Below are 19,957 nucleotides of genomic sequence, written 5' to 3' on the forward strand. Positions count from 1 at the left end.
GCAGGTCCGCCAGCCCAGGTTCCGCCGGATTGATGCCGCAGGCGGCTCATGGGTAGGTCGGCCCGATGGCACCGTCGGTCCGCATGGTGGCGATGTCGTCGGCCGAGTACCCGAGTTCATGCAGCAGCGCGTCGGTGTGCTCCCCCAGTCCCGGCACGGCACCCATACCCATCTCGAAATCGCTGATCACCGGCGGCGGTAGCAGCGCCTCGATCTTCCCGTTGGGGGTGTCGACCTCCCGCCAGCGGTCCCTGGCACGCAGGTGCGGATGGGCGATGACCTCACTGGGCAGGTTGTAGCGCGAATTGCCGATCCCGGCCCGGTCGGCGGTCCGCTGGATGTACGCCAGATCATGCTGGGCGCACCAGGTTCCGATGGCGGCGTTCAGCTCGTCGCGGTGCGCACAACGGTCGGAGTTGGTGGCGAACCGCGGGTCGTCGGCCAGGTCGGGGCGGTCGATGATGTCCCGGGCCAGTCGCTGCCATTCACGGTCGTTGGTGGTACCCAGTACCACCGTCTGCCCGTCTCTGGTGGCGAAGGAGCCGTAAGGTGCCACGGCCGGTGAGCTCATGCCCAAGGGGATCTGGTCGACCCCGGAGTGCTGGGTGAACGTCAGCTGGTAACCCAGGATGTCGGTCATGGTGTCGAACAGGCTCACCGCCACCGATGGCGCCGGTCCGGTGTCGCCGTGGCGGGCCCGGCCCAGCAGCAGGGCCATGATGGACAGCGCCGAGTACAGACCCGTGGTGATGTCGGCGACGGCGGCGCCCGGCTTGGCCGGCATCCCGGCGTGACCGGTGGCCGCACACGAACCCGACTCGGCCTGTACCAGCAGGTCGTAGGCCCGCTTGTGCGACATCGGGCCACCCGGGCCGTAGCCGTCGATCTCCAGCGGGATAACTTGCGGGTGCAGCACTTTCAGATCGGCCGGCGAGAGTCCGAGCCGGGCCGTCGCGCCGGGCGCCAGGTTGGAGACGAAGGCGTCGGCACTGTCGAGCAAGCGGTGCAGCACCTCCATTCCGGCCGCGGACTTCAGGTTCAGGGTCAGTGATTCCTTGCCCCGGTTGGCCCAGACGAAGTGCGCGGCCTGCCCCAGCACGACATCGTCGTAGCTGCGCGCGAAATCGCCGCCCACCGGGTTTTCGATCTTGATCACCCTGGCCCCGAAATCGGCCAGCACCCGGGTGCACATCGGTGCCGACACCGCCTGTTCCATGGCGATGACGGTGATGCCGGCAAGTGGCGCGGTACTGGTCGATCTCATGGTTCGCTCGTGAACTCGCTCACGGATTCACATAACCATGTCGGCACCCGCCGGCAACACCGGCCCGGCAGGGCAGCAGGCCCCAGGGTGCACAACGAGCGGCCCGGGAGCAGCCGTCACCCATATTCTCGGCCAAAGCAAGCACGAGAACAATCATCTCATCGAGGAGAGTTACGATCTCCGAATCGGGGAAGCTCGGAGGTTGGACGCGGGACATGTCATACCTTCTCCGGTACAGTCCAGACATGCTCCTCCGAAGCGCTATACAGCGGAGTGGCGAGTGACCAACACAAGCGAGGAACCGGCGTGGAAGCAGCGCGCTGTCGAGCGGTCCGTCAGGACGGCCAAGCTTCGCGCAGCTCAGCGCTCTCAGCGCTTTCTTGACGCCGCGCAGGCGATCATCATCGAAAAGGGCAGCACCGACTTCACCGTGCAAGAAGTCGTCGACCGCTCCCGCCAGTCACTGCGCAGCTTCTACCTGCAGTTCGACGGCAAGCACGAGCTGCTCCTCGCCCTGTTCGAAGATGCGATAACCCGCTCGGCCGACCAGATCAGGGCCGCCGTCGCCGACCGAACCGACCCGCTCGAGCGCCTCGAGGTCGCCGTCGAGTTGTTGTTCGAGTCGACATGTCCCGACCCAACCGCCAAACGACCGCTGTTCACCGACTTCGCGCCGCGCCTGTCGGTGTCGCACCCGTCGGAGGTGATGGCGGCCCACACCCCGTTGCTGACCCTCCTTACCGAATTGATGGAGCAAGCCGCCGACGCCGGGAGGTTGCGTCCGGGCATCCGACCGCGGCGGCTGGCGGCGATGACCATGAAGACCGTGATGTTGCTCGCTCAATACAGTGGCAACGACGTCACCCCCGGCAAGCCCACTTCCGCGCAGGAGGTTTGGGACTTCGTCGCGCACGGATTCGTCGGGTCCGGTTAGGTCACCCGCCGTTGCTGCCGTGTGGGAATTATTCCCGTTCGCGGAATCTGTGACTTTCTCCCCGCCGGTCGGCATCTCAAGCAACTTGAGGTAGCGTCTGCAGGTCATCGGCGAGTGGGCGCCTGCGCGGATGCTCGCCAATCTGACGGCGGGGCAAGGGAACAGCGTATGGATTCCAGGATGTTCGGCGACCTGGCGGTGGTCGCCTTCGTGGGGCTTCTGATGTTCGCGACCGGTATGTTCGTCCACACGCGCCGAATCCGACTTCGGCCGGTATCGGCGTTCGGTGAAGAAGTCGGTGGCACCAAGGCGATGCTCAACAAGGTCCGAAAGCTGGAGCCGATGACCCAGGACGAGCTCGACTTCGCCAAACAAGCGATCGCCGATCGCAGTTCTTTACTGGCCTTCTCGATTCCCGCCGCCATATTCAGTCTCGGCTGCTTCTACGTGTTGGGCAGCCTCGAGCACCTGCACGGGGCCACCCCGTCGGAGCGGACCTTCCTGGGGGTGATCCCGATGTTCTCGTCGCTGAACATCACCATGCAGATCCTTCGGAACAAGGCTCTCAAGCGCCGCATCCCCCGGGTCCCGGTGGTAACGCCCCAACCGGCCTGACAGCCGATTCACAGGTTTCGAACCTCCGATCGATCGTGAAAGCACTGGTAATGTTCATCGGTCCATATATCAATGTTATTGATATAGCTCCGCGTCGCCCGCCCCGCCGGGAAAGCCGAAAGGTGTTGTGGTGAGCCCTCAGCCGTCTGGCCGGACGATGCTCGTGCGCGGGTGGATGCCGTTGGTGACCGTCATCGCCCTCGGGATCGGCGCGCTGTGCATGTGGAAGGTGCATGAGATGTCCGCGCCCGGACCGGTCGTCGCGGTGAATCTGCCACAGGCGCCGCCGGAATTCACCCCGAAGAAATTGACCTATGAGTTGTACGGCTCCCCCGGCAGCGGCGGGATCGTCTCCTACGTCGATATCGAAGGGCATCCGCACCAGGAAGACCTGACCGATCTGCCCTGGTCGCACGACGAGACGACCACTCTGACCGTGGTTTCCGGGAGCTTGTCCGCACAGGTGCGAGGCGGCCAGGTCGGATGTCGCATCTTGGTGAACGATGTTGTGCGCGACGAGCATTCCGACGACCGCCAGGACGCCAACGTCACCTGTCGGGTGAAGTCGGCATGAGCGGCGCTTGCGAGGGGGCCGCATGAGCGCACACCGGGCGGGCCGGCCCTTCTTCGCCAGGATGGTGCGCATCCTGGCGGTCCCCATCATCGTGTTCTGGGCGATCCTGGCCGTATGTACCAATACCTTCGTGCCACAGGTGGAACGGGTGGCCGAAGAGCTCGCCGGTCCGCTGGTGCCGCACTACGCACCGTCGCAGGTCGCCATGCTGCAGATCGGGCAGAAGTTCCAGGAGTCGACCTCCACCAGCATGACCATGCTGGTGCTGGAGGCCGACCATCCACTGGCCGAAGCCGACCACCAGTATTACGACGACCTGGTACGCCGGCTGCGCGCCGACACCGCACACGTGCAGTATGTGATGGACACCTGGGGTCGGCCGATCACGGCGGCCGGCGCCCAGAGCCTGGACGGCAAGTCCGCCTACGTGCTGCTGCGACTGGCCGGCGACATCGGGCAGATCCAGGCCAACGACTCGGTCAACGCGGTGCGCGATATCGTCGCGAAAGACAGTCCCCCGCAGGGCCTGAAGGTCTATGTCAGCGGTGCGGCTCCACTGGCGGCGGATACCGTGAACATCGCGAATTCCAGCCTGAACAACATCACCATCGTCACGATCTTCCTGATCATCTTCATGCTGCTGCTGGTCTACCGTTCGATCACGACGCTGCTGGTGCCGTTGTTCGGGGTGCTGGTGCTCATGCTGGCCGCCAAAGGCGTGATCGCGACCCTCGGGCATTTCGGGTACATCGAGCTGTCCTCCTTCGCCGTCAACATGGTCGTCTCGCTGACGCTGGGCGCGGGCACCGATTACGGCATCTTCCTGCTGGGCCGCTACCACGAGGCACGCCTGAATGGCGAAACCCGCGAGGACGCCTACTACTCTGCCTACCGAGGCGTATCGCACGTCATCATCGGATCCGGGCTGACGATCGCCGGGGCCTGCTTCTGCCTGAGCTTCGCCCGGCTGAACTACTTCCACACCATGGGGCCCGCGGTGGCGATCAGCATGGTGCTGACCATCACCGGCGCGCTCACGTTGGTGCCCGCCCTGCTGAGCCTCGGCAGCCTGTTCGGCCTGTTCGATCCCAAACGCACCGTCAAAGCCAGGCTGTACCGGCGCATCGGCACCAGCGTGGTCCGGTGGCCCAAGCCGATCCTGGTCGCCGCCGTTACCATCGTCTCCCTCGGAGCGGTCTTCGTGCCCACCTACCGGGTGAGTTACGACGACCGCGCCTATCAGCCGACCGACGCGCCGGCCAACCAAGGATTCCAAGCCGCCGAGCGGCACTTCCCGCAGAGCAAGCTGTTCAGCGAGATGTTGATGATCGAATCCGACCACGACATGCGTAACTCGGCGGACTTCATCTCGCTGGACCGTGCCGCCAAGGCATTGATGCGCCTGCCCGGCGTGGCGATGGTGCAGAGCATCACCCGGCCGATGGGCAGGGCGCTCGAGCATGCCAGCCTGCCTTATCTTTTCACCACCCAGGGCAGCGGCAACGGGATGCAGCTGCCGTTCGTCCGGCAGTCCAACAGCAATACCGACCAGCAGGCGCAGATCATGGCGCACACCATCACGGTGCTACAGAAGATGATCACCCTGACTCAGAAGCTGGCCGACGAGATGCACGACACCGTCGTCACCATGGAGGATATGCAGCAGGTCACCGACCAGATGAATTCCGAGGTCGCCAACCTCGACGACTTCATGCGGCCACTACGCAACTACTTCTATTGGGAGCCGCACTGTTTCGACATCCCCGCATGCTGGGCTTTCCGTTCACTGTTCGACATGCTCGACAGCGTCGACAGTCTGGCCGGTGACATCAAGGACGCGGTCGCTTCACTGGAGGTGGTCGACAAACTGCTGCCGCAGATGGTCTCGCAACTGAAGATCATGGCCGACGACATGCAGGGTCTGCAGGCGCTGATCGTCAACACCTACGGGCCGTCCAACATCCAGGCCGACAACACCGATCAGACCTTCGACGACATGATCAACGTGGGCAACGATTTCGACACCGCACGCAGCGACGACTTCTTCTACATTCCGCGGGAGGCCTTCGACAACGAGGACATCAAGACCGGCATGGAGTTGATGATGTCGCCGGACGGAAAAGCGGCTCGCCTCATCGTCACCCATGAAGGAAATGCCATGGGGCAGGAAGGGATCGACCACGTCGAGCAGTTCCCCGACGCCATCAAGGTGGCGCTCAAGGAGACCTCACTGGCGGGCGCGAAGATCTACATCGGCGGGTCGGGGTCCAACAACCGGGACATCCAGGAGTACGCGAAGTCCGACCTGCTCATCGCGGCGATCGCCGCGTTCGTGTTGATCTTCCTCATCATGATGTTCATCACGCGAAGCCTGGTGGCCGCCTTGGTGATTCCCGGCACGGTGGCGTTCTCGTTCGCCGGCGCTTTCGGGTTGTCGGTGCTGATCTGGCAACACCTGATCGGCTTGCCACTGCACTGGCTGATCCTGCCGCTGACGTTCATCATCCTGGTGGCGGTCGGCTCCGACTACAACCTGTTGCTGATCGCCAGGCTGAAGGAGGAGGTGCACGCCGGCATCAACACCGGACTGGTCCGCGCGCTCGGCAGCACCGGCGGCGTGGTGACCTCGGCCGGGCTGGTGTTCGCGTTCACCATGCTGGCCATGCTGTCCAGCGATCTGCGCACCATCGGCCAGGTCGGTTCGACGGTGTGCATCGGGTTGCTACTCGACACCTTGATCGTGCGGTCCTTCATCGTCCCGTGCCTGGTGCGGCTGCTCGGCCCATGGTTCTGGTGGCCGACGTTCATCCGGCAGCGTCCGCTGCCGCCGCGCCTGCGCGCACGGTCGACACCTGTGGACCCGGTCACCACGCCCGTGTGACCGGGGTGGCCGCACCGTCGCTCTGAGTATAGCGTTCTATACTTAGAGTGACGTTGACGAAAGGTGCGCCATGACCACCGAAATCCGCCCGGATGTCCGGACCGAACGACTGGCCTGGCTGTACGCCACCGATGCCGATCTGCAGGGGGCGCGCCCCTCCGCGGCCGTCGTCGAAGCCGCCCGTCGCCCCGGCACGCGGCTGGCCGAGATCCTGCGGATCTACGCCCAGAGTTATGCCGACCGGCCCGCCCTGGGTACCCGTGCCGGCTCGGTGGTCCGGAATCCTGGCACCGGCCGTACCGAGCAGCGGCTGCTCCAACATTTCGACACCCTCACGTACCGGCGGTTGTGGTCGAACGTGACGGCCATCGCGGCGGCCTGGAGCGCCGACGAGCAGCCGGTGCGTCCCGGCGACTTCGTGGCCACCATCGGCTTCGCCAGTGCCGATTACCTGACCGTCGACTTGGTGAGCAACTATCTGGGGTTGGTAGCCGTTCCGCTACAGCACAATTCACCGGCGTCGCGGCTCCTGCCGATCTTGGCCGAGACGGAGCCGCGAGTACTGGCCGTGAGCGCCGCTTACCTGGACCTCGCCATCGAGTGTGCGGTGCAGAGCCCCTCGGTGCGCCGGCTCACCGTCTTCGACTACCAGCCGGCGATCGACGACCAACGGGAAGCGCTGCAGCGGGCCCGCACCCGCCTCGCCGATCGATCCGTCACCGTCGAAATCCTGGCCGACGTCGTCGCCCGTGGCGAAGGACTTCCGGTGCCACCCGGCTACGACGGGGCCGACGATCAGCGATTGGCCATGATCCTCTACACCTCGGGCAGCACCGGGCTGCCCAAGGGCGCGATGTGGACCGAACGCATGCTCGCGATGATGTGGACCAGCGGATTCGTCGCCGACGGCGAGGTGCCGGTGCGCAACGTGAACTTCATGCCCCTCAACCACCTCGGTGGCCGAATCGCCTTGGTCGCGTCGTTCCAGGCCGGCGGCACAAGCTACTTCGTTCCCGAGCCGGATCTGTCCACCCTGTTCGAGGACTGGCAACTGGTGCGTCCCACCCAACTCGCGGTGGTGCCCCGCGTCGTCGACATGCTCTACCAGCGTTACCAGACCCGGGTCGATCGGCTGCGCAGCGACGGTGAGACCGCAGCCGAGGCGGCCGCCCACGCCAAGACCGAACTGCGTGAGCACCTGCTGGGCGGCCGGGTGCTCAACGGATTCGTCGGCACCGCTCCCCTGGCGCCGGAGATGCGGGCATTTCTCGAAAGCACGCTGGAGGCACCGCTGTTCGACGTGTACGGCCTCACCGAGGTGGGTGGGGTGACCCGTGACGGTGTCGTCAGCCGGCCGCCGGTGCTCGACTACAAATTGGTCGACGTGCCCGAACTCGGCTATTTCGGCACCGACCGCCCGTATCCGCGTGGTGAGCTGCTGGTGCGGACCGCCACCGCGACACCGGGGTACTACAAGCGGCCCGATGTGACGGCCGAGGTCTTCGATGCCGACGGGTACTACCGCACCGGTGACGTCATGGCCGAGATCGCGCCCGACCGCCTGGTGTACGTCGACCGCCGCAACAACGTCCTCAAACTCGCCCAGGGTGAATTCGTCGCGGTCTCCCATCTGGAGGCCGTCTACGCCGGTGCGCCGCTGGTGCGGCAGATCTTCGTCTACGGCAACAGCGAACGATCATCGCTGTTGGCCGTGGTCGTGCCCACCGAGGAGGCGCTCGCCCGCCATCGCGACCACGATGACCTGAAGGTGGCGGTGCACGACGCGCTACGGGCCACCGCGCGCGCCGCCGACCTGCAGTCCTACGAGGTGCCCGTCGACTTCCTGATCGAGACGCAGCCGTTCACCACCGCCAACGGTCTGCTCTCCGGTGTCGGTAAGCTGCTGCGGCCCAAGCTCAAAGAACACTACGGCGAGCGATTGGAGCGGCTGTACACCGAGTTGGCGGCCGCCCGCAGCGACGAACTGCGGGCGCTGCGGGAGGCCGCCGCCACGCAACCCGTGCTGATCACCGTGGCCGGCGCGGCCCAGGCGCTGCTCGGGTTACCGGGGGCGGCGCCGAAGGCCGACGAGCACTTCACCGATCTGGGCGGGGACTCATTGTCCGCGTTGAACTTCTCGAATCTCCTGGGCGAGGTGTTCGGTGTGGAGGTTCCGGTCGGAGTGATCATCGGGCCCTCGGCAGATCTGGCGACGGTGGCGGCCTACGTCGAATCCGAGCGGGCGGCCGGCGGTACCCGTCCCACCGCAACGAGTGTGCACGGCAGTGGCGTCAGCTCCGTCTCGGCCGCGGACCTCACGTTGGACAAGTTCATCGACGACGCGACCTTGGCTGCGGCACCGTCCGCGCTGCCGGTCACCGATCGCGTCCAGACCGTGCTGCTGACCGGCGCCAACGGGTATCTCGGCCGGTTCCTGACGCTGGAATGGTTGCAGCGGTTGGCGGCCACCGGTGGCCGGATGATCGCCCTGGTGCGCGGGGACGATGCCGAGTCGGCGCGGCGCCGGCTGGCCCAGGTGTTCGAGTCGGACCCCGCGATGGCACAGGAATTCCGGGTACTGGCCGCCGACCATCTGGAAGTGATACCCGGCGATATCGGCGAGCCGAACCTCGGGCTCGACCATGCGACGTGGCACCGGCTGGCACACGAGGTCGACCTGGTGGTCCATCCGGCGGCGTTGGTCAACCATGTGCTGCCGTACGGACAGCTGTTCGGCCCCAACGTCGTCGGCACCGCCGAGGTGATCCGGCTGGCGATCAGCCACCGGATCAAGCCGGTGACGTACCTGTCCACCGTGGCGGTCGCCATGACGGTGCCCGACTTCGTCGAGGATGGTGACATCCGGGTGGTGAGCTCGCAGCGGTCGCTGGACGACGGGTACGCCAACGGTTACGCGAACAGCAAGTGGGCCGGTGAGGTTCTGTTACGTGAGGCCCATGACCTGTGCGGTCTGCCGGTCAGTGTCTTCCGTTCGGATCTGATCCTGGCGCACAGCCGGTTCAGCGGACAGGTCAACATTCCGGACGCGTTCACCAGGCTGCTGATCAGTGTGGTGGCAACGGGGCTGGCACCGCGCACCTTCTACACCGAGGACGGCTCCGGCGAGCGCCCGCGCTCCCACTACGACGGGCTGCCGGCCGATTTCGTGGCTGACGCCATCACCACCCTCGGTGGCCACAGCCTGGACGGCTTCCGCTCGTATGACGTGATGAACCCGCACGACGACGGCATTTCGCTCGATGTGATCGTGGATTGGTTGATTGACGCCGGCATCCCGATCACCCGAGTGGACGATCACAGCGAGTGGGTTCGCCGCTTCGAGGGAGCGCTGCGCGCCCTCCCGGAGCAGCAGCGGCAACGCTCGGCCTTGGCGCTGTTGGATGCCTATCGGCACCCGGAGCGGCCACTGCGTGGTGCGGTGGCACCCACGGAGGTGTTCCGCGAAGCCGTGCGATCGGCGAAAATCGGCCCAGCACACGATATTCCGCACATCACCGAGGACTTGATCCGCAAATACCTCACCGACCTGACCCGGCTGGGCGTGCTCTGACTATGTGGACTTGACGCCCAGCGTGCGCTGGATGTCCGGCTTCATCTGCTGCAACTGCTGCCCCCAGTACTCCCACGCGTGCAGACCGTTGGGCGGCAGATTGAAGGTGGCATTCTTGCCACCCGCCGCGAGGTAGGCCTGCTGGAAGTTCTGGTTGCTCTGCAGGGTGAGGCCCTCGAGGATGCCGGCACCCGGGTTGGCCTGGGTTGCCGCCGGCGCCAGATCACCCGGCGTGCCGTTACCGCAGTAGATCCAGATCCGGGTGCCGTTGGCGACCAGTTCTGGGATGTGCAGGGTCGGGTCGTTCCGGGTCCACGCCGGGTCGATCGGCGGTCCCCACATGTCGTTGGCCCGGAAGCCTCCGGCGTCGTTCATCGCCAGCCCCACCAGCGTCGGCCACCAACCTTGGGACAGATTGAGGAAACCCGACAGCGAGCCGGCGAACACGAACCGGTCCGGATGGTAGATCGCGTAGGTGAGCGCCGGTGCGCCACCCATCGAAAGTCCCACCACCGCATTACCACTCGGTTCGACACCCTTGTTGGCCGACAGCCAGGCAGGCAATTCTTGGTTGAGGAACGTCTCCCACTTGTAGGTCTGCGTGCCACCGTTGCCGACGGCCGGCTGATACCAGTCGGTGTAGAAACTGGACTGCCCGCCGACGGGCATCACCACCGACAACCCGGACCGGTAGTACCACTCGAACGCCGGGGTGTTGATATCCCAGCCGTTGTAGTCGTCCTGCGCGCGCAGCCCATCGAGCAGATACAGAGCGTGCGGCCCGCCCGGCTGGAACTGCACCCGGATGTCTCGCCCCATCGCCGCGGACGGCACCAGCAGGTATTCCACCGGAAGGCCCGGCCTGGAGTGCGCGGCCGCGACTCCAACCCCGGCAAATGTCGCACCAAGTGCGGGCAGCAGCGCCACCGCCAAAACACTTGCAGTCCAGCGCAACAGTCGCTTTCTCAATGGCCTCACCCCGCGTCGGTCCATCCTCTTCGATTAGCCCTTCTACCCTATTGGCCGCCCCACCCAAACCTCGGGGAGGGCACCCGTGCCGCTTCTCACATCGGCAGCGACATGCGTCGGGGGCCACTGGGAGCCGACTGCCTGCAGCGTGCGGAGCACATTCGAATCATCTCGGACCTACCGCTCCCCGTGCCCTGAAGGTCCCGCCAGCACGGCGTCGCGCACTGCCGACACGGTGTGGCGTTGCCATACCGCCTGCACCGGCACCATCAGCGTGGGTTCCAGGTCGATCACCCGGACGCGGCCGCCCATGGTGACGCCGGGCTCGGTGGTCACCATGGCGATGGCGCCGGTGGTCACCGGTGCGGCCACCATCGCCGCACCCTGCACCCTGCTGACGACGTAATCCGGTTCGAAACCCGCACGGCGGCAGGCACTCATGAGAAAGTCGCTGAAGTAAGAGGACCCGGGTGGCGCCCACAACGCCAGCCGCTCACCGGCCAGGTCGACGATGTCGACGCAGTCGGCACCGGCGAGTCGGTGCGCGCTGGGCATCGCGACGCGCACCCGGTGGTAGCCGATGACCGCGCCGGACAATTCGCCGGTGGGCGCGATCCCCCGCCGCAAGCCCAGCTGCACCGATCCGTCCCGCGCACTCGCCGACAGCACGTCGGGATAGAGCTGACGAAATGTGAAAGACAGATCGGGGAACGCGTCGATGGCCGGTTCCATCAGCGCGTAGACCTCGGCTCCGCTCAGCGCCGGGCTGTGGCCGACCACCCAGGCGTGTTCACCGGACGCGGCGGTGCGCACGTGGGCGTGCACGGTTCGCGCGGCCGCCAACAGGGGGCGCGACTCGGCAAGCAATGCCGCCCCTGCGGCGGTGAGGGCGATACGGCGTCCGGTCCTGGTGAACAGTGCAACACCGAGATCGATTTCGAGCTGGCGGACCGAACTGCTCAGCGCCTGCTGGCTGAGGTGTAACCGGCCGGCGGCGCTGGTGAAGCTGCCCGCCTCGGCGACGGTCACAAACTGTTCCACTCGGCGCAGGTCACGAAGCATCCACAAATTCTACTTGTAGCTTCACCGGTATTTACTGTTTTTCAATTGTGCAGACTCTGGCTACGGTCGTGACATGAGCACACTCGAAGGGAAATCGGCAGTCGTCGCCGCGGGAGCCAAGAATCTCGGCGGCCTCATCAGCAAGACGCTGGCACAGCACGGCGTCAACGTCGCGGTGCACTACAACAGCGCGGCCAGTGAGGCGGATGCGGATCGAACGGTGGCCGAAGTGACCGCCGCCGGAGCGCAAGCCATCAAGGTCCAGGGTGACCTCACCGTTCCTGCCAACATCACCGCGCTGTTCGACGCAGCGGTCGGGGCATTCGGCAGTGTGGACATCGCCGTGAACACCGTCGGCAAGGTACTGCGGAAGCCGATTCTGGAAACCACTGAAGCCGAATACGATTCGATGTTCGACATCAACGCCAAGGCCGCGTACTTCTTCATCCAGGAAGCCGGTCGGCGACTCAACGACCAGGGCAGCCTGACCACCATCGTGACCTCACTGCTGGCCGCCTACACCGACGGCTACTCCACGTACGCCGGTGCCAAGTCACCGGTGGAGCACTTCGTCCGGGCCGCCTCCAAGGAATTCGCGCCCCGCCTGATCAACGTCAACAACATCGCACCCGGGCCGATGGACACCCCGTTCTTCTATCCGCAGGAGACCCCGGAGCGCGCCGAGTTTCATGCCAGCCAGGCCATGGGCAACCGGTTGACCGACATCACCGACATCGCTCCGCTGGCGGTCTTCCTTGCCGGCGAAGGGCATTGGATCACCGGGCAGACGATCTTCGCCAACGGCGGATACACCACGCGTTGAGGGTGTGCCGCGGGATCGCCACGCTCACCGCTCGACCGCATTGACCGCCGGGGACTATTGCTGCACAGCGCACGACGTTGCGCGCAGTTCCGTCGCGGCCTCGGCGTCCACGCTGACCCGGACGTCCGGATGACGCCGTAGGAGGCTCGCCGGGCATCGGTCGGTGATCGGACCGTACAACGCCGCGGCCACCGCGCCGGCCTTGCGCTCCCCGAACGCGACCAGCTCGATGCGGCGGGCGCGCATGATGGTCGCCAGACCTTGGGTCAGGCATTCCTGGGGAACCGCGTCCAGCGAGGGGAAGAACCGGGCGTTGGCCATCCGAGTGGATCGGGTGAGGCTGGCTCGATGGGTGGTGGCGGTGAACGGTGTGCCCGGCTCGTTGAAACCGATGTGGCCGTTCTCGCCGATGCCCAGGATCTGCAGATCCACCGTGGTGCCGGCGAGCGCCATCTCATAGGCCGCGGCGGCCGCGTCAGGATCCGCGGCGGCACCGTCAGGGACATGCAGCGAGGCCGTGTCCAGACCCAGCGGTTCGATGAGCACACGCTCGAGCACCGCCCGATAGGACTGTGGATCGCCGTGCGGCAGACCGATGTACTCGTCCAGGGCGAACCAGCTGACCCCCGATGCGTCGAGGCCGTCGTCGATGTGGCGCGCCAGGGCGCGATAGACCGGCTCCGGTGACGACCCGGTCGCCACACCGACGACCGCGTCGGGTTTGGCGCGGATCAGCGCCGCTATCCGCTCCGCCACTCGGGATCCGGTGGCGTCGGCATCGGCGCTGATCTCGACGACGGGCGTCACGCTACCTTCGAACGCTTGGCCAGCACCCGGGCGATATCGGGGTTGGCATCGACGTAACGCGCCAGCAGTTCACGTGCCACGCCCACCGAGTCGACCAGCGGGTGCAGGGCGAACGCCTTGAGCGCCTCGGTGCTCGATCCGGTGGTTGCCGCGGTGATGGTATGCCGCTCAACGGCTTTCACCTGCTGCATCAAACCGAGCTGATGCAGATCCGGCTGCGTTTCCAGGGTCAGCGGATGGACACCGTTGGCATCCACCATCGTCGACACCTCGACCACCGCGTCGGCGGGTAGTCCGTGGATGGTGCCGCGGTTGCGGACGTTGAGGATCATCGTCCGCTTCTCGTTGCGGCTGATCGCGGCCATCACCCCGAGGGCCACACCGGCGTAGCCCAGGTGCGCCGGGTCGGTCTCACGCTCCCGCTCGATGACCGGGGCGCCCTGCACTCCGCCCTTGGCCTCGGCCATATAGCTCGCACCACGCTCGTCGACCGCGGCGGTCCACAGTTTGGCCGCGATCTCCGGTTGGGCGGCGGCGTCGGTGAAGAACCGCCCCTGGGTCTCCAGCAGGAAATCACCACGGGTCTGCGGGGATTCGAGGATGCGCCGGACGGCGTCACGGTGGAAGTAGTAGTAGTACAGATACTCGTTGGGGATGACGTCGAGCGTCCGGATCCAGTCGACCCCGAAGACCTGCGCCTCCTCCAACCGCTTCAGCCGCGACTCGTCGGCCAGCAGATCCGGCAGCACGTCGCGGCCGTCGACCAGCACCCGGCGCATCCAGCCGAGGTGGTTCAGGCCGACGTAGTCCATGTCGATGCGGGTGTGGTCATGGCCGAGAACCCCTGCCACCCGTCGACCCAAACCCGATGGCGTGTCACAGATGCCGAGGGCCCTGTCGCCCAGGACGCTCTGTAGCGCCTCGGTGATGATCCCGGCGGGATTGGTGAAATTGAGGAAGTAGGCGTCGGGGGCGACTCGACGGATCGTCTCGGCGATGTCGAGCATCACCGGTACGGTGCGCAGCGCGTAGGCGATGCCTCCGGGTCCGGTTGTCTCCTGCCCGATCACGTTGAGGTCCAACGCAACGTGTTCGTCGCAGCAGCGCTGCTCGACGCCACCGACGCGTACGGCCGCGAAGATGAAATCGGCGCCCTCCAGTGCCGGTTCCAGTTGGGTGTAGGTCCGCAGGGTCGGCGGGTCGGCGAACCCGGCGGCAAGCTGCTCGAGGATCGTGGTGATGGTGGCCAGCCGGCCCTCGTCGACGTCGTAGAGCGCGACCTCGGTCACCCGGGGCGAGCCCTGATCGCGGATCAGGGCCTGCCAGACGTAGGGAGTGCGGAATCCGCCTCCGCCGAGGATCGTGAGTTTCATGCGACGATGACCTTTCTGCCGGCCTCCCGGCGATGCGCGAGTTCGTCGTGGGGCGTGCCCGCCGTGGTGATGAGCACATCGACTTCATCGAGAGAACACAGGCGCAGCGCGCCCGAGCCTGGAAATTTCAGTTCACTGGCCAGCAGCACGATGCGCTGCGACGCCGCGATGAGGGCCTGTTTGATCGGCGCTTCGACGGCCATGTTGTCCAGCACGTGGCCGCCACGAACTCCGGTGCAGCTCAAGAACATCATGTCGGCGCTGAGTTGGCCGATGACCTGTTCGGCCAGCGGGCCGACCAGTGACTGTTGATTGCGCCGCAGCACCCCGCCCAGCAGCACCACTTCGACGACGTCGTCGTCGCGAACCTCGTCGAGGACCGCCAGGTTCGAGGTGATGATGGTGACCGGGCGCCCCCGCAGTTCACGTGCCACCAACTGGGTCGTCGAGCCGATGTCGAGCACCACGACGTCGCCGTCGGAGACCAGTTGCGCCGCCTCGGTCGCCATCTTGCGACGCAGCTCCAGATCGCCGCGGGTGTCGGAGGTGAACGGGTCCTCGACGCTGCCCGAGTCGGTGATGTTGGCCCGGCTTCCCTGCGTCAGCATGGCCCCGCCGTAGAGACGCTCGAGCTGGCCACCCTTGGCGAGGATGTCCAGATCGCGGCGGATGGTCGACTCGCTCACCCCCAGCGCCGCGGCGAGCTGCACCACGGACTGGCCGCCACCGGCGAGCGCGGCCAGGATGCGTTCGTGACGCTGGGCAAGAAACATGCCCGGATCGTACCCAGAGAATGATTGACTTTGCACAACTTTGGAGGACTTCTGGAAAACTTTTCGCAAAATAACCCACGAGAGACGATCAAGAAACATAATCGTCATGCAAGCCGGTCACGCTGACCGCGCAAAGACCACCAAACTCTTTCAAAACAGGTGGAGGTACCCACGAGTGACCGATCGTGAGATCGACGTACTGGTCTCGGGCCGGGTGTTCAGCGATCTGGTGTTCACCGGCGTCGAGGCGCCGGCACCGGGAGCAGAGGTGTACGCGCGGGACTTCGCCATATCGCCCGGCGGTGCCGCCAACCGGGCGGTCGCGGCGGCCCGGTTGGGGGCATACACCGCGTTGGTGACCGAACTCGGCGATGACCCGATCGGTTGCATCATCGAGCGCACCCTGCGCGGCGAACCGAATCTCGATCTACGCTTCGCCGTCCAGCACGCCGAATACCAGAACCCCATCACGGTGGCCATCACCGACGGGCACGACCGATCCTTCGTGACCTTCGAGCAGCAGCCCCCGCATCTGCCGTCCTGGCCCGATTCGACTCCCGTACGCGTCGCCCATGTCGGCATGGGCCGTGGCCCCATCGACACCGATGCGGCGCGGCTACGCGCCAAGGGCACCACACTCGTGGGCGGCGTGGGTTGGGACCCGTCGGGCCAGTGGTCGGAGGCCTTGCTCGACCAACTCGACGCCATCGACATCCTCATCGTCAACGAGGTCGAAGCCCTCGCCTACACCCGCGCGCAGACCGCCGATGCCGCGCTCGACATCCTCGCCGAGCGGGTGGGCCTGGCCGTCATCACGTTGGGGCCGGGCGGTGCGCTGGCCGCCGAGGGAGCGGACCGGCTGCAGGTCCCGGCGATCACCGTCCGGGCGGTGGACCCAACAGGAGCCGGCGACGCCTTCACCGCGGCGTTCATGGCTGCCACGGCATGGGACTGGCAGCTGGATCAACGCCTGCGATTGGCCAGCGTCAGCGCCACCTGCTCGGTACGCGGCGCCGGCGGTGCCCGCAGCGCACCCCGTCCCGCCGACATCGCCGATCTGCTCGCCGAGCAACACCACGACCCGCACTGGGCACCGGTCCGCGATTGGGCCGAACAGCACCGCAATTCCCCCATCCCTGCGACACCAGGAGCGCTCTCGCTATGACCAGAACCCGCCTCTATCGACTCGGGGCCGCCGTTGCCACGGCCGCCACGTTGCTGATCGCGACCGCGTGTGCGCCCGGCCCATCCGGTGGCGGTACCCCCGCCGCCCCCACCAACGAGGTCTCCAAGGACATCTCCTCGGCAGGCCCGGTCACACTGTCGGTGTGGGACCAGAACACCGACGGCGGCATGGTGAAGGCCCAGGAACAGCTCAACACCGAGTTCCAGAAGATGTACCCGAACGTCACGATCAAGCGGACCGTCGAGTCGTTCAGCGACTTGAAGTCCACCCTGAAACTGGCGCTCTCCAGCAACACTCCGCCCGACGTGGTGCAGGCCAACCAGGGGTACCCGGACATGGGTGCATTCGTCGCGGCCGGGATGCTGCGTCCGATGAACGACTACGCCAAGCTCTACGGCTGGGACACCTACTATCCCGAAAGCCTGCTCAAGCAGAACAGTTTCAGCAGTGACGGCAAGACCTGGCAGGGCGACACCCTCTTCGGTGTCTCGCAAACCGGCGAGGTCGTGGGCATTTATTACAACCGTGAGAAGCTGGCTTCACTCGGCCTGTCCGCACCGACCACACTCGGTGAGTTGGACGCCGCGATGGCCGCCGCCAAGGCCAAGGGCATGCTGCCGATGGCTTTCGGCAATCTCGACAAGTCGCCCGGTATCCACATGTTCGGTGTCGTCCAGGCCGCAGTAGCCGGTGCGCCGGCGGTGAAGAATCTGGTCAGCGGCCGCGAGGGTGCCTGGACCGATCCGGCATCGCTGAAAGCCGCCCAACAGGTCGCCGCGTGGTCTGCCGAGGGCTATCTGACGCCGGGAACCAACGGTGTCTCGCGTGACGACGCCGTCGCCACCTTCGGCAAGGGCGGAGCGCTGTTCACCCTCACCGGAACCTGGTTGCAGCAGCCCTTGCAGGATGCCTTGGGCGACAATGTCGGTTTCACCACCCTGACTTCCGATGACGGCAAGCCTGCCACCACCGGCGGGCAGGGCCTGGCGTGGGCCATCACGTCCAAGTCCGCTCATCCCGACGTCGCCGCCGCCTACATCGACTTCGTCACCAACGCCAAAGCCGCTCAGGTGCTGCTCGATTCGGGCAATCTGCCCACGGTTCTGCCGACGGGCTACGAACCGAAGGCGAACACATTGGCCGCCGACATCGCGACGCGGTATCGCGAGACGCAGAAGGCCGATGGCGTGGTGCCCTATCTCGACTACAGCACGCCGACCTTCTACGACACCATCACCACGGGCATGCAGGAACTGCTCGGCGGCCAGGTCGATCCGCAACAGTTCGTCGATTCGCTACAGAAGGATTACGCCGCCTTCCTGAAGAACCAGAAATGACCGTGACGCTGCGCCCACCACGACGACGGGCCGCGCCCGACACGCCGACCACCGTTCCGGGTAGCCGCCGCCCGACTGCACCGGCAACCAGGGTGGGGGCCCGCGCGGCGATCCGTGGTTATCTCTATGTGGTACCGGCATTCCTGGTGTTCGTGGTGTTCCTCGGCGCTCCGCTGGTGCAGACCGTCCAGTACTCGTTCTACAACTGGGACGGTCTCGGGACTGCCACCGTCGCCGGAATCTCCAACTACCTCAACGTCTTCGACGATGACCAGTTGCGAGCATCCTTCCTGCATGCCGGCGTCCTGATCCTGTTCTACGCGGCGGTGCCCGTCGTGATCGCGCTGGTGCTCAGTGCCGTCATCTCACGGGCGCATGCGATGCGATCGATGTCGTTCTTCCGCACCGTTCTTTTCCTGCCGCAGGTGATCGCCACGGTCGTCATCGGCACGATCTGGATCTCCATCTACTCGCAGAACGGCCTGCTGAACCAGACGCTGCGGGCAGTGGGACTGGACACCCTGACCCAGGTGTGGTTGGGCGATCACACCTTCGCGCTGATCGCCATCGGCCTGATCGGGACCTGGCTCAACATCGGGTTGTGCGTGGTGCTCTTCCTGTCCGGAATCGGCAACATCGCGCCGGAACTGTTCGAAGCCGCTCGCCTCGACGGGGCCGGAAGGGTACGTGAATTCGTCGCCATCACGCTGCCGTCCCTGCGCGGCCAGATCGCGGTGGCGTTGACCCTCACCGTGGTGTCGGCTTTGAAGACCTTCGACCTGGTCTACATCACCACCCGCGGCGGACCCGGAACCGCCACCACCGTGCCCGCCTTCGAGGCATACAACCGGGCCTTCAACACCGGGCAGGTGGGCCTGGCCTCAGCCATCGCCGTGGTTCTGACCATCGCGATCGTCGCCCTGACCTTCATGATCAGCCGGATCAGTCCGCGGGAGGCCGAATGAACCCCAGCCGTACCGAAAAGACCGTCAACCAAGTCATTCTCGCTCTGTTCGCGGTCTTCGCCCTGGTGCCGCTGTTCGGTGTGCTGATGTCCTCGATCACACCCAGCAAGGAAAACTCGGGTGGGTTCGCCATTCCGACGAGCATCGATCTGCACAACTATGGCGCGGCATGGGACCGCGGCAATTTCAGCAGCTACCTGTTGTCCAGCGTGGTGGTGACCGCCGCCGTGGTACTGCTGACGGTGGTCCTGGCGACATTCGCCGGCTACGCGTTCGCCCGGATGCGTTTTCCCGGTTCGTCGGTGTTGTTCTACGTCCTGCTGCTGGGCCTGACCCTGCCCGCCGAAGCCTTCATCATTCCGCTGTATTTCAACCTGCGCACCGTCGGTCTCACCGACACCTACTGGGCGCTGATCCTGCCGCAGACCGCCCAGTCACTCGGCTTCGCGGTGTTCTGGATGCGAAATCAATTCCGCGGGTTTCCCGGCGAGATCATCGAAGCCGCGCGGCTGGACGGTTCCAGCGACCTGCGCCTGCTGTGGCGCATCGTCGTCCCGCCGAGCCTGGCACCGATGATGACGATGGCCGTCATCGTGACGATGTGGACCTGGAACGAATTCCTGCTGCCGCTGGTGCTGGTGGTCTCCGACAACCGGCGTACCGCCCCACTGGGCTTGGCCCTGTTCCAGGGGCAGCACCTCACGGATTACTCACTGCTGGCGGCCGCCGGTGTCATGGTCGCGCTGCCGATCGCCGTGCTGTTCTTCGCATTACAGAAGCGATTCATCACCGGCATGGTCGGTGGAATCTCCTCCCGCTGATA

The 19,957-nt window shown here is 65.7% G+C and carries 16 protein-coding genes; 10 read left to right on the top strand and 6 right to left on the bottom strand.

What is annotated here, in order from left to right:
* Positions 1-46: 46 nt before the first annotated feature.
* Positions 47-1,264, bottom strand: a complete 1,218-nt coding sequence (locus tag AWB94_RS18785; RefSeq protein WP_062656724.1) for a CaiB/BaiF CoA transferase family protein — start codon at positions 1,262-1,264, stop codon at positions 47-49.
* A gap of 280 nt (positions 1,265-1,544) precedes the next feature.
* Between AWB94_RS18785 and AWB94_RS18790 the strand changes: the two genes are divergently transcribed.
* The 5 genes from AWB94_RS18790 to car all read left to right on the top strand — a co-directional run bounded on the left by AWB94_RS18790 (position 1,545) and on the right by car (position 9,839).
* On the top strand, positions 1,545-2,198 hold the full coding sequence (locus tag AWB94_RS18790) for a TetR/AcrR family transcriptional regulator (protein ID WP_062656725.1): 654 nt from the start codon (positions 1,545-1,547) through the stop codon (positions 2,196-2,198).
* A 180-nt stretch (positions 2,199-2,378) separates the two neighbouring features.
* Entirely contained in the window at positions 2,379-2,813 is a 435-nt protein-coding gene (locus AWB94_RS18795; RefSeq protein ID WP_234811790.1) for a hypothetical protein, read from the top strand.
* Positions 2,814-2,988: 175 nt separating this feature from the next.
* Positions 2,989-3,387 carry an MmpS family transport accessory protein gene (locus AWB94_RS18800; protein WP_084395135.1) on the top strand — a complete coding sequence of 133 codons (399 nt, stop codon included), beginning with the start codon at positions 2,989-2,991 and terminating at the stop codon, positions 3,385-3,387.
* Between the two features lie 61 nt (positions 3,388-3,448).
* Positions 3,449-6,268, top strand: coding sequence for an MMPL/RND family transporter (locus AWB94_RS18805; protein ID WP_084395143.1), 2,820 nt, complete (start codon positions 3,449-3,451; stop codon positions 6,266-6,268).
* Positions 6,269-6,338: 70 nt separating this feature from the next.
* On the top strand, positions 6,339-9,839 hold the full coding sequence (gene car / locus AWB94_RS18810) for a carboxylic acid reductase (RefSeq protein ID WP_062656728.1): 3,501 nt from the start codon (positions 6,339-6,341) through the stop codon (positions 9,837-9,839).
* Here car and AWB94_RS18815 read toward each other — a convergent pair whose 3' ends face one another.
* Positions 9,840-10,832: an esterase family protein gene (locus AWB94_RS18815; RefSeq protein WP_062656729.1), complete on the bottom strand. Its 993-nt coding sequence runs from the start codon at positions 10,830-10,832 to the stop codon at positions 9,840-9,842.
* 153 nt (positions 10,833-10,985) lie between these two features.
* Positions 10,986-11,870 carry a LysR family transcriptional regulator gene (locus AWB94_RS18820; protein ID WP_062656730.1) on the bottom strand — a complete coding sequence of 295 codons (885 nt, stop codon included), beginning with the start codon at positions 11,868-11,870 and terminating at the stop codon, positions 10,986-10,988.
* Positions 11,871-11,943: 73 nt separating this feature from the next.
* Between AWB94_RS18820 and AWB94_RS18825 the strand changes: the two genes are divergently transcribed.
* A complete protein-coding gene (locus AWB94_RS18825; RefSeq protein ID WP_062656731.1) occupies positions 11,944-12,693 on the top strand; it encodes an SDR family oxidoreductase in 750 nt (249 codons plus the stop codon).
* Positions 12,694-12,747: 54 nt separating this feature from the next.
* Here AWB94_RS18825 and AWB94_RS18830 read toward each other — a convergent pair whose 3' ends face one another.
* The 3 genes from AWB94_RS18830 to AWB94_RS18840 are packed head-to-tail and all read right to left on the bottom strand — an operon-like array spanning position 12,748 to position 15,754.
* Positions 12,748-13,500, bottom strand: coding sequence for a glucosamine-6-phosphate deaminase (locus AWB94_RS18830; protein WP_062656732.1), 753 nt, complete (start codon positions 13,498-13,500; stop codon positions 12,748-12,750).
* Positions 13,497-14,873, bottom strand: coding sequence for a 6-phospho-beta-glucosidase (locus AWB94_RS18835; RefSeq protein WP_062656733.1), 1,377 nt, complete (start codon positions 14,871-14,873; stop codon positions 13,497-13,499). The genes AWB94_RS18830 and AWB94_RS18835 overlap by 4 nt, the downstream gene beginning before the upstream one ends.
* Positions 14,870-15,754, bottom strand: a complete 885-nt coding sequence (locus AWB94_RS18840) for a DeoR/GlpR family DNA-binding transcription regulator (RefSeq protein WP_234811791.1) — start codon at positions 15,752-15,754, stop codon at positions 14,870-14,872. Before AWB94_RS18840 ends, AWB94_RS18835 begins: the two co-directional genes overlap by 4 nt.
* 67 nt (positions 15,755-15,821) lie before the next feature.
* Between AWB94_RS18840 and AWB94_RS18845 the strand changes: the two genes are divergently transcribed.
* From AWB94_RS18845 to AWB94_RS18860, 4 genes are read left to right on the top strand one after another with little or no spacing between them, the layout of a single operon-like run.
* Entirely contained in the window at positions 15,822-16,811 is a 990-nt protein-coding gene (locus AWB94_RS18845) for a carbohydrate kinase family protein (RefSeq protein ID WP_062656735.1), read from the top strand.
* On the top strand, positions 16,808-18,169 hold the full coding sequence (locus AWB94_RS18850; protein ID WP_062656736.1) for an extracellular solute-binding protein: 1,362 nt from the start codon (positions 16,808-16,810) through the stop codon (positions 18,167-18,169). The genes AWB94_RS18845 and AWB94_RS18850 overlap by 4 nt, the downstream gene beginning before the upstream one ends.
* The gene (locus tag AWB94_RS18855; protein WP_234811792.1) at positions 18,166-19,134 is read left to right on the top strand and encodes a carbohydrate ABC transporter permease; all 969 of its coding nucleotides are present in this window, start codon (positions 18,166-18,168) and stop codon (positions 19,132-19,134) included. The genes AWB94_RS18850 and AWB94_RS18855 overlap by 4 nt, the downstream gene beginning before the upstream one ends.
* Entirely contained in the window at positions 19,131-19,955 is an 825-nt protein-coding gene (locus tag AWB94_RS18860) for a carbohydrate ABC transporter permease (RefSeq protein WP_062656737.1), read from the top strand. The genes AWB94_RS18855 and AWB94_RS18860 overlap by 4 nt, the downstream gene beginning before the upstream one ends.
* Positions 19,956-19,957: the final 2 nt, after the last annotated feature.

This window comes from Mycolicibacterium canariasense (assembly GCF_002101555.1).
Lineage (GTDB): Bacteria > Actinomycetota > Actinomycetes > Mycobacteriales > Mycobacteriaceae > Mycobacterium > Mycobacterium canariasense.

What these genes read in the sequence shown, in the direction of transcription:
- AWB94_RS18785 (WP_062656724.1), bottom strand. Translation starts at nt 1,264, where the DNA reads ATGAGATCGACCAGTACCGCGCCACTTGCCGGCATCACCGTCATCGCC.
- AWB94_RS18795 (WP_234811790.1), top strand. Translation starts at nt 2,379, where the DNA reads ATGTTCGGCGACCTGGCGGTGGTCGCCTTCGTGGGGCTTCTGATGTTC.
- AWB94_RS18800 (WP_084395135.1), top strand. Translation starts at nt 2,989, where the DNA reads ATGCCGTTGGTGACCGTCATCGCCCTCGGGATCGGCGCGCTGTGCATG.
- AWB94_RS18805 (WP_084395143.1), top strand. Translation starts at nt 3,449, where the DNA reads ATGGTGCGCATCCTGGCGGTCCCCATCATCGTGTTCTGGGCGATCCTG.
- car (WP_062656728.1), top strand. Translation starts at nt 6,339, where the DNA reads ATGACCACCGAAATCCGCCCGGATGTCCGGACCGAACGACTGGCCTGG.
- AWB94_RS18815 (WP_062656729.1), bottom strand. Translation starts at nt 10,832, where the DNA reads ATGGACCGACGCGGGGTGAGGCCATTGAGAAAGCGACTGTTGCGCTGG.
- AWB94_RS18820 (WP_062656730.1), bottom strand. Translation starts at nt 11,870, where the DNA reads ATGCTTCGTGACCTGCGCCGAGTGGAACAGTTTGTGACCGTCGCCGAG.
- AWB94_RS18825 (WP_062656731.1), top strand. Translation starts at nt 11,944, where the DNA reads ATGAGCACACTCGAAGGGAAATCGGCAGTCGTCGCCGCGGGAGCCAAG.
- AWB94_RS18835 (WP_062656733.1), bottom strand. Translation starts at nt 14,873, where the DNA reads ATGAAACTCACGATCCTCGGCGGAGGCGGATTCCGCACTCCCTACGTC.
- AWB94_RS18840 (WP_234811791.1), bottom strand. Translation starts at nt 15,754, where the DNA reads ATGACGATTATGTTTCTTGATCGTCTCTCGTGGGTTATTTTGCGAAAA.
- AWB94_RS18850 (WP_062656736.1), top strand. Translation starts at nt 16,808, where the DNA reads ATGACCAGAACCCGCCTCTATCGACTCGGGGCCGCCGTTGCCACGGCC.
- AWB94_RS18855 (WP_234811792.1), top strand. Translation starts at nt 18,166, where the DNA reads ATGACCGTGACGCTGCGCCCACCACGACGACGGGCCGCGCCCGACACG.
- AWB94_RS18860 (WP_062656737.1), top strand. Translation starts at nt 19,131, where the DNA reads ATGAACCCCAGCCGTACCGAAAAGACCGTCAACCAAGTCATTCTCGCT.